This window comes from Mesorhizobium cantuariense, from assembly GCF_042647205.1.
In the GTDB taxonomy this organism is placed as follows: domain Bacteria; phylum Pseudomonadota; class Alphaproteobacteria; order Rhizobiales; family Rhizobiaceae; genus Mesorhizobium; species Mesorhizobium cantuariense.
The window spans coordinates 3,665,501-3,678,450 of the sequence record NZ_JBHRVD010000001.1; the positions used below are offsets into that span (position 1 = coordinate 3,665,501).

The window sequence follows — 12,950 nt, forward strand, 5'->3', positions numbered from 1 at the left end:
AAAGGCACCCCAACCCTGCCCCCTCCGCGTCGGCCAGTTGATAGCAACAAAGCCCGTCACCTTGAGGGAGGCAACGGGCTTTGCAATGCGGTACTGTAACCTTGCCGCTGAACTGAGCATCGTCTGCCGAAATGAAGATCAGGTTAAGGCGACGGGCCTACGAGCTTCACCCGCGCATTTCTCGCGTTACGCGCGGTTTGCTTGATGCCAGAGCACGCCATGCGCGCTCTGCGACCATGTCGGTCGAAGGCGCGCTGCCCATGTGTCTGGCGACGCCCCCGAACAGATCGGAGTGTATTTTCAGTTGAAACTGAAAGACCCCGCCAAGCGCGGTGACGAGATGCCGGATTGGGTCGGCGACAAGCAGAAACGGTTGGCGAAGATCCAGCATGCGAAGGCGGCGCTGGAGGCGGACGCCAGGCTGCCGGCGGAGGAAGAGCGTCGCATCGAGGCCGAGAAGGAATGGCAGCGCCAAGCCGAAGGCCGCAAGAAGCCGGGCAAACCGGCGGCGCCGCCATCCGACCAGCCTGATCCCAAGTCGCAACGCAACTTCACCGATCGGGAAAGCCGCATCATGAAGTCGAAGGATGGCTTCGTTCAGGCCTATAATGCACAGGCCGCCGTCGACGCAGCCGCCCAGATCATTGTCGCGCACGAACTGACGCAGTGCGGCAACGATCAAGGTCAGTTGGTGCCTCTGATCGAGGCCATCGAGAACAATCTCGGCAGCAAACCACAGCTGGCCTTAGCGGACTCCGGCTACTGCAGCGAAGCCAACCTCGCAGCGCTCGAAGCACACAGTATCGACGGCTATGTCGCGCCCGGACGCGCCAAGCACGCAACAGCCGCGAACGGAAAAATCGGCGGGCCCCTGACACAATGGATGCGAAAGAAGATCGACGACGGCGGCTTCGAAACGCCCTACCGATTGAGAAAACAAGTGGTGGAACCGGTGTTCGGACAGATCAAACAGGCGCGCGGATTCCGCCGATTCCTGTTGCGGGGCGTCGAAAAAGTACGTGCCGAGTGGGCCATGATCTGCACCGCCCACAACCTCCTGAAGAACGAGGCCGGAGAAAAATCCGCCCGACGGCGGATGGGTGGCAACGCATGAGGACATCAGCGAGCTCACCGCCAGCCGCCTGCTCATGAACCAGCATATCTCGCTGCAAACGCTGATCGACTGGGTTCCCGACTATATGTGGGTCAAGGATACGGAAAGCCGCTTCGTCGTCGCCAACAGGGCCATTGCCGCTGATCATGGCCGGCAGGAGGCCAGCGAGATGGTCGGTCTCAGCGACTTCGACTTGCACGCGCCCGAACTCGCCCGGCAGTTTCGCACGAGCGAGCAGGACCTGCTGCACAGTGGTCAGCCGATGATCGATAGGGAAGAGTTCATCGTCGACGTGTCGGGCAGCGGCAAGTGGCTGTCGTCGACGAAAGTGCCGGTGCGCAATGCCCGCAACGAAATTTTCGGGCTGGTCGGCATCGCCCGGAACATCACGGCGCGCAAGCAAGCGGACGACCTGCGAAATGGGCAGGCGCAGATCCTGGAGATGATTGCGACAAGCGCCCCGCTCGAGGACGTGCTCGAGCGGCTCATGCGCCTCATCGAGTCCCAGTTGACAGGATATCCGGCTCCGTGCTGCTGCTCGACAAGGATGGCAGCCATCTGCGGCATGGCGCGGCGCCTAGCCTGGCAAAGGATTACACCGACGCCATCGACGGCATCCGCATCGGCCCCAAGGTTGGCTCCTGCGGCACCGCCGCCTACCGGCGCGAGCCCGTCATAGTCGCCGACATCATGCACGATCCGCTATGGGAGGATTATCGCGAGGTGGCAGCCCCTTTTGGCTACCGCTCGTGCTGGTCGACGCCGATCCTGTCGCACACCGGCGCGGTGCTGGGCGTCTTTGCGATATATTCGAAGACGGTGCGCGAACCGGTCGAGGACGAGACCAGGCTGATCGATTCCACCACCCGCATCGCTGGCATCGCGATCGAGCGCAAGCTGGCCGAAGACCGCATCCATTTCATGGCCAACCATGACACGCTGACCGGGCTTCCCAATCGCGCCCTGCTCAGCGACCGGCTTTCGCAGGCGATCCTCTATGCCCAGCGTTACGATCGGTGGGTTACAGTGGTGTTCATCGATCTCGACAATTTCAAGCTCGTCAACGATACGCTGGGTCACAATGCCGGAGACGTGCTGCTGAAGACCGTCGCCAGCCGAATGGTCGGTTGCGTCAGGGCGACCGACACGGTGGTGCGGCTGGGTGGCGATGAATTCGTCGTCGTGCTTTTCGACCAGGTACCGGACGCCGACATTGCCGACGCGATCTTGCGAAAGATCCGGGCGGCGATTGCGGAGCCCATTCGGCTGGGCGAGCACAATATCAGAGCAACGGCCAGCATGGGCGTTGCTAACTACCCGAAGGACGGGGCAGACGCCGAGACGCTGCTGGCAAACGCCGATGCGGCGATGTACCACGCCAAGGAGCTTGGCCGCGACAATTTCCAGTTTTACGCGCCCGAGTTCAACTCCAAGACCCAAGAAAAATTCCTTCTGCAGGAGGAACTGCGAGACGCGCTGGCGCGCGCCGAGTTCACCCTGCTCTACCAGCCGCAGGTTGACCTTCGTACCGGCCATGTCTTCACGGTCGAGGCGCTGATCCGCTGGAACCATCCGAGCCTCGGCCTGATCTCGCCGATGAAGTTCATCCCGATGGCCGAGGAGACAGGGCTGATCGTACCGATCGGCGACTGGGTGCTGCACGAAGCCTGCCGGCAAAACAAGGCTTGGCAAGATGCCGGCCTGCCGCCGATGGTTGTCTGCGTGAACGTGTCGGCCAGGCAATTCAAGGAAAACAACTTGATCAGCCGCGTCGTCAACGCGCTGACGGACAGCGGCCTGGAGGCGAAATATCTTGAGCTTGAGGTGACCGAGAGCCTGATCATGCAGAATATCGAGGCGGCGGTCGCCACCATGAACGAGTTGCAGGGTCTTGGCGTGCAGATTTCGATCGATGATTTCGGCACCGGCTATTCGAGCCTCAGCGCGCTGAAGACGTTCCCCGTGGCGCGGTTGAAGATCGACAAATCCTTCATCAAAGACCTCGCCGCCGACGAGAACGACCAGGCCGTCGCCAGCGCCGTGATCTCGCTCGGACAGAAACTCAATCTCAGGGTCATTGCCGAGGGCGTCGAGACGGACGAACAGATAGCGTTCCTGCGCAAGAACAACTGCGACGAAATGCAGGGCTATCATTTCAGCATGCCGGTCTTGGCCGTGGAGATTGTACAGTTGCTCAACAAAAATAATGCCATTGACGGCGTTTGATGGAAAGCCGATGAGATGTTGATCCTTCCAATGCCGGGCGCTGAGCCGAGCTGCGCGGTCGAGCACAGCGGATGGAAATTGATCTTGAGGGTTGCCGGTTGTTCGGCCGCCTTGCGAGCCGGCGGCCCTGCTCTGCAACAGGCGGCAATGGCAGGGAAGCGAGCGGAAAGTCTTCTCGCTTCTCGGAAAACGATCGGCAAGACTCGTCCGCATCCGACCTCCACGAAGTAAGCGAAGCTTGCCGCTTGTTATTCGCAACGAATGAGAATTGTTGGGAAGATAACGAATTATTTTCTTGTTTGGCGAAATAAACGCTTACCCATACGCTTCTATATATCCGAGAGAACGAGAGGGAAATATTCCATGACGGTGCCCGCCGAACAGCAAGACAATACCGATCTCGTGTCGATCGCCGCCGATATCGTCTCCGCCTATGTGTCGAACAACCCGGTGCCGGTCGCGGAGCTGCCAAAGCTGATCGGGGACATCCATGTCGCCTTGCGAGGAATTGGCACACCCGCGGCCGAACCTGCGGTGAAATTGGAGCCCGCCGTATCGATCAGGAAATCGGTGACGTCCGATTACATCATCTGCCTGGAGGACGGGAAGAAATTCAAATCGCTGAAGCGGCACCTCAACACGCACTACAAATTGACCCCTGAGGAATACCGGCAGAAATGGAACCTGCCTGCCGATTATCCGATGGTGGCGCCGAACTACGCTGCCGCCCGCTCGGCACTGGCAAAGGCAGCCGGCCTCGGGCAGAAACGCAAGGTAGCGGTGGCTGGTTCGGCTGTGACGCTGAAACCGAAACGGACGGCTCGAGCCGCTGCAGCAGCGATACATTCAGCAGCTGCAAAGTCGTTGGTCAAGAAAACGCGCAAAGTTCCTGCCAAGATCTAGCCTTTTCATGAAAGTGCTTACTGGGGTGGATGACGCGTTTCTTTGGTCTCCAACACTAGTGCCACGGTCGCCGCCCTGCGATCCTCAAGAACGGGGTGTCACAGGCCGTCAATCGAGCGATTGCACTGTAAGCTGCTGAAATCCTTAGAGTCTGACTCATAATGTTTTTGAAGCGGATCAATGGTTTGCCAGCCTGCGCGTCATGAGCTGAGCGGAGGCCAGCAAGAGCCATGCGGTGGAACTTTCGATCGTGGCCTCGAAGTCCTTGGCCAGGCGTCGGTTTCGTCCGAACCATGCAAAGGTGCGCTCGACGACCCATCGACGTGGAAGCACTTCGAAGCCCTTGGCGGTGTCGGATCGTTTGATGATTTCGAGCGTCCAGTCGCCTTTCCCATGAAGGGCGGTCTCAAGCTTCTCACCGGCGTAAGCGCCGTCGGCGAAGACGTGGCGCAGCCAAGGAAAGCTGGCTCGAATGGAGGCCAGAACGTCGGGAGCGCCGTCGCGGTCCTGGATATCGGCGGTATGGATGACCGCGCCGACGAGCAAACCCAGGGTGTCGGTGAGGATATGGCGCTTGCGGCCTTTGATCTTCTTGCCGGCATCGTAACCGCAAGGCCCGCCGCTCTCCGTGGTTTTCACGCTTTGGCTGTCGATCACGCCGGCGCTGGGTGAGGCTTGGCGACCGGTGGCCAGACGCACGCTCATCAGCAGCAGATGATTGATGGTGCTCCAAAGGCCGCAGTCGCGCCAAGCGTAGAAGTAGCGCTGCAGCGTCGACACCGGCGGCAAGTCCCTGGGCAGCATCCGCCATGGCAAGCCACTGCGCAGCACGTAGAACAGTCCATTCATGATCTCGCGCCGCGACCATTTCGGCGGGCGCCCAAGTCGGGACCGGGGCGGAATCACCGGATCAAGAACCGCCCACTCCATATCCGTCAAATCGCTTGAATACCGCAGCCCTTTGCGGGCATGCTTGGCTCGGGTGATATCGGTCCACATGGGATTCTCCGTCGATGCTTCGCAACACCGACTGAATCACAAGCCGCTGATATCACCCAACTTCTTTTCGGGTCAGACACTTAACGCGATTTTCATTCCACTGGCCTAGCTACTTACCACTATGAGGCATTCCAAGCAGACTGTTCAAGGGTCCGCCCCTCAAGGGCAAAGTGAATCCGTGGACGCCGGAATTCTCCGAGATCAGTTCGCTGATCTGAGGACGGGAATCTTCATTTCGATGCCTATCGGCACCGTGCTCTCGGCCCTGATCCTGACCGTGCAGATGCTTTCGGGCGGCGGCCTTGCGGCGGTGCTGTGGTTTGCGGCGGTCAGCATAATAAATGGCGCACGCATGGCACTTGCCCTCGCCCAATCAGACATAGCCGACAGCAGGCTGAAGCCGGTCGGTGCGCGACTTTCTCACTATGGGATGTTGGCTCTGGCGTCGGGCATCGCCTGGTCTTTCCTGGCGGTGCTGACCGATGGATACACCACGCCCCAAGCGCCGATCTATTTGATCGTTCTCGCGGGCGCGTCGGCCGGTTCGGTCACCTACGGAACATCATACGCCCCAGCCTCGATCAACTTCATGATGCTGCCGCTTGTGGTCACCACCGGATGCCTTTTGGCGAAAGGCGATATCGAAAATTATATTCTGGCTTTCTCAGTCCTGCTTTTTCTCGGTGGAATGATGAGAAGCGCGCTCCTCGGACAAGCCCGCTTCCGAGAAGCGAGCCGCCTCAAATACGAGGCGAAGGCGTTCGCCACCGAGATGGAACGAAACTCCAGACGGGATCCGCTGACGAATTTGCTCAACAGGTACGGGCTCGAGCAGGCTGTCCGCCAGCTCGGACTTACAGACGGTCCGTTCGTGGCCATGCTGGTCGACCTGGACGGTTTCAAATCCGTTAACGATACCTATGGTCACAATATCGGTGATGACCTGCTGGTCAGGGTTGCGCGCAGAATAGAGAACCATGCGCCACCAGGGGCAACCATTTCGCGCATCGGCGGAGACGAGTTCGTGCTGCTCTTTCCCGCCAGCAGGTCCGTGTATTCAACTGACGAACTTGCATCCTCGATTATCGCCGCTATCGCAAATCCGGATCCGGCGTTGAACTCGGTGCGCGTCGGCGCTTCGATCGGCATCTATGTATCGGACAGACCCCGATTGACGGAGATGCTGCTGCGGGCGGACTTCGCGCTTTATGCGGCCAAGCGCAGTGGCAGGAATGAATACTGTCTCTTCGATGCCGAACTCGAACGCGGGCTTGAACGCAAGCACTGCATTGAGCGCGATCTGCGCGGAGCCATCGAAGCCGGCACTCTTTGCTCATGGTTCCAGCCCATGGTGCGACTGGACACGAATGCAATAGTCGGCTTCGAAGCGCTCCTGCGGTGGCAACACCCGATTCATGGGGCCATCTCCCCGCCTGAGATCGTCACTGCGGCGCGTGAAACCGGGCTGCTTTCCGTGCTGACGGAAACGGTATTTCTCAACTGCTGCTCCATGATCGAAGAGCTTTTGAGAAATGGGCGTCAGCATGTTCGGGTCGCGATGAATCTCTCGCCACGCGAACTCGAAGCAGGCAATGTCGATGAAATGATACTGGACAGCCTCAAGACGAAGAATATCCCTGTGGCGATGCTCGAGATAGAGATCACGGAAGAAGCGCCCGTGGATCGCGACAGAATTGACGAAAAGTTGGAACGCCTGGCGGACGCGGGCATATCAATTGTGCTGGATGATTTCGGCACCGGTTTTTCGACGCTGGTTTCTCTGAAAGACCGCCGAATCCGCAAAATCAAGATCGACAAGGACTTCGTTCGCGATCTAGCCAAGTCCGTGGAAGATCAGGCCCTGGTCAAAGCAGTCATCGATCTCGGGCGAACGCTGGGAATAGAGGTGGTCGCCGAGGGGGTCGAAACGGACGCGGATCGCCTGATTCTCCGGTCGCTTGATTGCATGATCGCGCAGGGATTTCTCTTCTCGGCCGCGCTTCCCATGCGTGATGCGCTGGCCTTCGATGCAGGCCGTTTCGACAACTCTGCCGCCGCCAAAGCCTTGTTTGATCCCGCGGCGGGCTTGCTACGCAAATCCCAAACCGGCAGCGCCGCTTAAGCAATGGCCGCACCCGGCCATCGGCGATCGGCGCCAACGCCGGAGGCAAGGGCCTATCTGTCCAGCCGCCTGTGGAGCGGGAGTGCATGTGTGAGCCACGGGCAGTAGGGTAACCATCCGGTATGGCCCGGTGTGGGCCGCGGAAGACGCCCTTTCGCGTGTTAAACTACTTGCATTGAGATCGACACCGACAAGATGCAATTCTGAGTGCGTCAGATATGGTCAAGTAGATATAACGTCAATCCTTGCTAGCACTACTTTGGCATATTTTTAGCGAAGAGGGTTCTGCGGCAGTGGGGACAACGGATTGGGGGCGGCTGCGCGAGCGCGGTGAGGATGGCTTGCCTGACGGCGGGTAGGCTCGGCTGGGGCGGTGGGCCGAGGATTCTTTTTTCCCCCTCCCGCTTGTTTGAGGCGGCGAGATTGCAGGAAGGCGTAGGCGATCATCGTCATCAGCGCGTGCCGGTGCAGGCCCGTCCATGAGCGCCCCTCGAAGTGGTCGAGGCCAAGTTCCTCCTTGAGCTGCTGATGCGCCTGTTCGCAGACCCAGCGCGCCTTGATGGCGCCTGCGATCTGCTTGAGCGGGGTGTCGGCGGGCAAGTTGGAGAGGTAGTATTTGCGCTCGCCGGTTGAGCGGTGCTCGCCGATCACCCAGACCTCCTCGCCGGGCAGATGCTGAGCGCCCATGTCGCGGATGCGCTGGGGTGGGCCATCTGCAACCCGGGCACGGACAGCGGCGAAGCGCGCCGAGAGGCGGCCTTTCGTGCCACGCCGCCAACTGACCGTCCGCCATGGCGCGGGCGGCCGCGTCCGGCAACGGGGAAGATCATCGCCACGTCGGCCGGATAGACCTTCTGCTTGAACGGGATACCGACGGCCCAGGTAAGGCCGCGCTCGGTGAGCGCCTGCCGGAAGGGGGCGCTCAAGCCATATCCGGCATCGGCGAGCACGCAGCCAAAACGTAGGCCGGCTGCGCGAGCCCGGTCGATCTCGGCCAGCGCGATTTCGGGCTTGGTCCTGTAGGCACGATGGTCCTCGGGCACGCCGGCACGGTCGAGCCGGGCGGGATCGGAAGTCCAGCTCTCGGGCAGAAATAGCCGCAGTCCCACCATGACCGGCATTTCGCCAGAGGCCAGCGTCAGCGACACCAGCGTCTGGCAGTTGGCGTTCTTGCCAAGCGCCGAGGCATATTGCGGCGCGACGCCGACCGAGTGGCGCCCCTTCTTGGGGAGCGCGGTGTCGTCCACGATCAGCCACGCATCGTTCCCGCCAACTTGTCTGTCGGCCTCCGCAAGTAGCACCTTCTCCAGCGGCGCAGCATCCCACACGCCGCTCGCGATGAAGTGGTGCAGTTGGTCATAGTTGACACCTGCGTCGCGCGCCGCCATCGGTTGGATGCTCTTGCGATCCCCAAGGCCAATCAGCCCAGCAATATAGGCCGGACACATCCGCGCACGCGTCTTGTGCCTCAGCGCCGAGACGAACGGCTCAAGCCACTGCTCCAGATCGACTTGCCAATCCCTGTTCATGGCCGGCCCCTCCAACAGCCGACCTCTCATGAATCACGCAAAACCGCTCTTGGGAATCCTCAAAATGCTCCCAGAACCAAAAACTGCCAAAGTAGTGCTAGTTTTTAGAGTTTTGGTCGTCCCGGTAAGCGCCGTTTTAGTGCTAGGCGTTGTGGACGGATTTGATCAAGATGAAAGCGGCTGCGAGTGCGACGAAGGCTGCGAAGTTTCGCTTTGTCTTCTCGCGGCGTAATGCGAAGCGCTTGATCTTGCCGACCGCGATCTCGATGCGGGCTCGGCCTTTATAGAGGTCTTGGCGAAGAAGGCCGGCTTGTCCCTTTCGTTGGTCTTGTGCGGGATGACTGGGACGATGCCTCTGTGGCGCGCTGCTTTGCGGTTGGCCTTGCTGGAATATTCCTTGTCGCCGAGGGCTGCACGCGGGTCGATGGCGGGACCGAGGCCGAGCGGGATTGGGAAGTGCGGCGCATCGCCCTTCTCGCCGCCGGTAAGGTCAAAGGCGATGGGAAGGCCCGTCGAAGTCTGTTTTCAATGGATTTTCGTCGAGAACCCACCTCTGTAGCGCCTGTCCGTCCTGCCCCCTTTTGCGCCGGCGGCCGAGACATGGGCGCGCACTACGGTCGAATCGAACATCTGCACCAGATGCGCTGACGACGACAGCCCGGCCAGATGATCGAAGAAGAGCTCGAAGACACCGGCCTTGCTCAGCCGGTCGAACCGCTTCCAGACGCTGTTCCATTTGCCGAAGCGCTCCGGCAGCGCCCTGTGGGGAACAGCACCTGCCGAGATCACCCGGCGCGAGGCTCCCCAGCGTTTCGGCAACCGCACCTTTTCCAGGCTCACGATGATGGGCCCTCGGCTCTGACGACGACGCGCGTCATGGCGGTTCCCTCGCCTCCGGCAGAGCAAAGCGACCGCCGCCGTACAAAGCTGGCATCGGCGAACTAATTCTTGACCTTTAGCCTCCAGTTATGTAGCGGCATGGTCCCAATCCGCAGTCTTTCCGCCGTCAAAAGGGGGGCGATATGGTGCCGGTATTTGCGACCGATCTCGCACGCTATGGTGACTCGCCCGCGCTCTTGATAGACAGGCGCCCGCCGATCTCCTACGCGGAGCTTGCCCGGCGCGTAACCGCCTTTGGGGAGCAGCTCGGCGCGCAGAAATGCCTGATCGCCCTCGAGGCTGCCTCTTCCGAGCACGCTGTCACAGCATACCTTGGGGCGCTCGCCGGAGGCCATTCTGTCGCCCTGCTTCCTCCCGACGAACCGCAAGCAATCGACGCATTTCGGGAGAAATTCGCGCCCGATGTGGTGTATCGGCGGGTGGATCGCCGCTGGAGGCTGGAGAAGATCCCAGCTGACGCGCAAGGAGCGCTTCATCCCGATCTCGCCCTTCTTTTGACAACCTCTGGAAGCACCGGACACGGCAAGGGTGTCCGGCTCTCCTCCACGGCGGTGGAGGCCAATGCGCGCGCGATCGCCGAATATCTCGATCTCCGCACCAGCGACCGCACTGCCCTCGTGCTGCCACTCCACTATTCTTATGGCCTTTCCGTTCTTAATTCGCACCTGGCAGTCGGTGGCAGTATCTATCTCACGAACCGTTCCGTGCTCGACGATAACTTTCTCGAAGCGCTGGAGAAGACCGGTTGCACCAATCTGTCGGGGGTTCCGTTTACCTACGAACTGCTGGAACGGATCGGTTTTCGCGAAAGGCTTCCCTCGCGGCTCCGCTTCATGACCGTCGCCGGCGGCCGGCTGGAGCCCGGACTCGTGCGCGCCTATCATGCGCGCCTCGCCGCAGCCGGCCGGAAGTTTTTCGTCATGTATGGTCAGACGGAAGCAACGGCCCGGATCGCCTACCTGCCGCCGGAATTGGCCGGAACAGCGCCGGATCGGATTGGAATTGCCATCCCAGGCGGTGAACTGTCTCTGCAAGACGACAAAGGACGCCCGATCTCGGAGCCTGGGGTGCCGGGTGAGATCGTCTATCGCGGCCCCAACGTGATGATGGGCTATGCCCAGGACCGTGCCGACCTCGCCCGCGGCCCCGAAGTGGACGCGCTTCACACCGGCGACATCGCCTGTAGTGATGCCGGCGGCCTTTATCGCATCGTGGGCCGCCAGCGGCGCATGTCCAAGATTGCCGGCATCCGGATCGGCCACGACGCTCTGGAGACGGCGCTTGCGGCCGAAGGCATCCCTGCGGCGGTCGTCGGAAATGATGAGACCATACTCGCGGCTTACACGGCGGCCCGATCGTCCGGTGAGGTCTGCGCCTACCTTGCACGCGCGACCGGGCTGACCCTTCGCCATGTGAAGGCCGTCCGCCTGATGGCACTGCCGCGGCTTGCCTCCGGAAAGATCGACTACCTGGCCCTGAAAGCGCGGCTGGAGGAAGAGCACGCCGATCGCCAGGGCGTAGCCGAGGCATTCCGCCAAGCGTTCTTTCCTCATCCGGTTGGGGAGGAGGACAGCTTTACCTCGCTCGGCGGCGATTCCCTGCGGTACGTCGAAATCTCGATGGTGCTGGACCGCCGGCTCGGATACATCCCGAACCGATGGGAGAGGATGTCACTCGCGGAACTTGCACGCCTGCGTCCTGAGCGGCACCCGAAGCGCGCTGTCGGATCGGACCTCGTCGTGCGGGCGCTGGCCATCCTGTTGGTCGTCACCCAGCATGCGACCCTGTGGCCGGTGCCTGGCGGCGCCGCCGCAATGACGGTGCTGATCGGCTACGCGATTGCTCGTTTCCAGAAGGAATCGCTGCTTGAGGGTGACTTTGCGCGCTATTTCCGGCCGCTCGCCCTGATCCTGTTTCCCTACTATGCGATTCTGGCGGGATATGCCCTGGCATGGGGCACAGTTCCTTGGACGTCGGTGTTCCTCGTCGGCAATTTCGGATTTGCTGATCCCGTGCGCCACACGATGCTTCCATTCCTCTACTGGTTCGTAGAAGTCTATGTCCAGATGCTGGTTGTGCTGGCTGCCCTGTTCCTCATCCCGGCCGTGCGCGCGACAGCGCGCCAGGATCCGTTCCTCCTTGGTCTTCTGCTGCTCTTGAGCGCCGTTGCGCTTCGCTTCGTCGGCCCGGTTATCTGGCCGATTGGCGAGCGGCAGATATTCACGCTTCCCTGGGTTTTCTATCTCTGCGCCTTCGGCTGGTGCGCGGCCTCGGCGGACACCCGGCAGCGACGCCTCATGGTCCTCTTCCTAGCCTTGATCGTCATGCCGCTCGTTGCCTATGCAAGCGGCAACTGGATCGGTTCCTGGATCAAATACGGGCTCCAGATCGGTGTACTGGCAACGCTTCTGTATGTTCCCCGATTCTTGCTGCCTTCCTGGGCCTCCGCCGTCGTTGTGGCGATCGCCGCCGCGAGCTATCACATTTATCTCCTCCACCGCTTGGTGCCGGAGCTTCTTATCGCTCCAATCGAAGCATCGGTGCCGGGATGGCTGTTTACGTCCGCCGCGATTTTGGGGGGCCTAGCGCTCGGCCTTATCGTCCATTCGGCTCAGAGCAAGGGGGTGGCCTTCGCAAGGTCGGTTGCCTCCGCCGACTGGAACAGTCGGATGCTTCACGGGGGCCGGCAACTCGCGTCCCTGAGTGCCCACCCGAGAACAGCAATCGGTTCTGCCGGCGGAAGTCCGGAAAAGCACGGCGGCCCTCCGAACGTAGTTTAGGACTGGCGAAGGCCGATCGAGGGCTATTAGCGACAAGTGCAGGTTTCAACAATGGCCAGCTTTCAAGGGTCGCTTCCGGCTTTGGAAGCTCGTATTTTGGGCCATCAGCGCCGATTGCGCTCAACGGGAAGATACGTTGAAGAGGTTGGATGACGGCTGCTGAGGTCGGCTCGGCGATTTTAGGGTGCGCCAAGGTACAGCGATCCTCATGCCGGCCTCGGCGTGGGCAGCGGCGAGAAGAAGCGGCGGCGATATTGCCTGAGCCCTGCCTCGGCGACGTGTAGCGCCGGATGGCGAAGCTGCCGATCTCCCCGCTTGTGGGGGAGATCGGCAAAGGCGTCGAATGGACGCGATCAATCACCAGGTCAGATTGCAGC

11 protein-coding genes are annotated in these 12,950 nt (G+C 60.9%); 6 read left to right on the top strand and 5 right to left on the bottom strand.

Features of this window, described 5'->3' with window-relative positions; genetic code table 11:
• Window positions 1-304 precede the first annotated feature (304 nt).
• The 4 genes from ACFOJ9_RS17690 to ACFOJ9_RS17705 all read left to right on the top strand — a co-directional run bounded on the left by ACFOJ9_RS17690 (window position 305) and on the right by ACFOJ9_RS17705 (window position 4,243).
• Window positions 305-1,114, top strand: coding sequence for a transposase (locus tag ACFOJ9_RS17690; RefSeq protein ID WP_378980218.1), 810 nt, complete (start codon window positions 305-307; stop codon window positions 1,112-1,114).
• Complete coding sequence (locus tag ACFOJ9_RS17695; protein ID WP_378980219.1) at window positions 1,101-1,793, top strand: PAS domain-containing protein; 693 nt, start codon at window positions 1,101-1,103, stop codon at window positions 1,791-1,793. Before ACFOJ9_RS17690 ends, ACFOJ9_RS17695 begins: the two co-directional genes overlap by 14 nt.
• Entirely contained in the window at window positions 1,697-3,340 is a 1,644-nt protein-coding gene (locus ACFOJ9_RS17700; RefSeq protein ID WP_378987839.1) for a putative bifunctional diguanylate cyclase/phosphodiesterase, read from the top strand. Before ACFOJ9_RS17695 ends, ACFOJ9_RS17700 begins: the two co-directional genes overlap by 97 nt.
• Window positions 3,341-3,703: 363 nt before the next feature.
• Window positions 3,704-4,243 carry a MucR family transcriptional regulator gene (locus ACFOJ9_RS17705; protein WP_378980220.1) on the top strand — a complete coding sequence of 180 codons (540 nt, stop codon included), beginning with the start codon at window positions 3,704-3,706 and terminating at the stop codon, window positions 4,241-4,243.
• A 177-nt stretch (window positions 4,244-4,420) separates the two neighbouring features.
• Here the strand turns inward: ACFOJ9_RS17705 and ACFOJ9_RS17710 are convergent, their stop codons facing one another.
• A complete protein-coding gene (locus tag ACFOJ9_RS17710; protein ID WP_378976343.1) occupies window positions 4,421-5,242 on the bottom strand; it encodes an IS5 family transposase in 822 nt (273 codons plus the stop codon).
• A 238-nt stretch (window positions 5,243-5,480) separates the two neighbouring features.
• Here ACFOJ9_RS17710 and ACFOJ9_RS17715 point away from each other — a divergent pair, with 238 nt between their 5' ends.
• Window positions 5,481-7,364, top strand: a complete 1,884-nt coding sequence (locus ACFOJ9_RS17715; protein ID WP_378980221.1) for a putative bifunctional diguanylate cyclase/phosphodiesterase — start codon at window positions 5,481-5,483, stop codon at window positions 7,362-7,364.
• Window positions 7,365-7,634: 270 nt separating this feature from the next.
• On the opposite strand, the gene ACFOJ9_RS38845 is transcribed toward ACFOJ9_RS17715, so the two are convergent.
• The 4 genes from ACFOJ9_RS38845 to ACFOJ9_RS17730 form a co-directional block, all read right to left on the bottom strand.
• Entirely contained in the window at window positions 7,635-8,015 is a 381-nt protein-coding gene (locus ACFOJ9_RS38845; protein WP_449288646.1) for a transposase, read from the bottom strand.
• Window positions 8,012-8,893, bottom strand: a complete 882-nt coding sequence (locus ACFOJ9_RS17720) for an IS701 family transposase (RefSeq protein WP_449288647.1) — start codon at window positions 8,891-8,893, stop codon at window positions 8,012-8,014. The genes ACFOJ9_RS38845 and ACFOJ9_RS17720 overlap by 4 nt, the downstream gene beginning before the upstream one ends.
• A gap of 165 nt (window positions 8,894-9,058) precedes the next feature.
• Window positions 9,059-9,394, bottom strand: a complete 336-nt coding sequence (locus ACFOJ9_RS17725; protein ID WP_378987842.1) for a hypothetical protein — start codon at window positions 9,392-9,394, stop codon at window positions 9,059-9,061.
• A gap of 24 nt (window positions 9,395-9,418) precedes the next feature.
• Window positions 9,419-9,733: a hypothetical protein gene (locus ACFOJ9_RS17730; RefSeq protein ID WP_378980222.1), complete on the bottom strand. Its 315-nt coding sequence runs from the start codon at window positions 9,731-9,733 to the stop codon at window positions 9,419-9,421.
• A gap of 182 nt (window positions 9,734-9,915) precedes the next feature.
• Here ACFOJ9_RS17730 and ACFOJ9_RS17735 point away from each other — a divergent pair, with 182 nt between their 5' ends.
• Window positions 9,916-12,573: an AMP-binding protein gene (locus tag ACFOJ9_RS17735; RefSeq protein ID WP_378980223.1), complete on the top strand. Its 2,658-nt coding sequence runs from the start codon at window positions 9,916-9,918 to the stop codon at window positions 12,571-12,573.
• The last annotated feature ends 377 nt before the right edge of the window (window positions 12,574-12,950 follow it).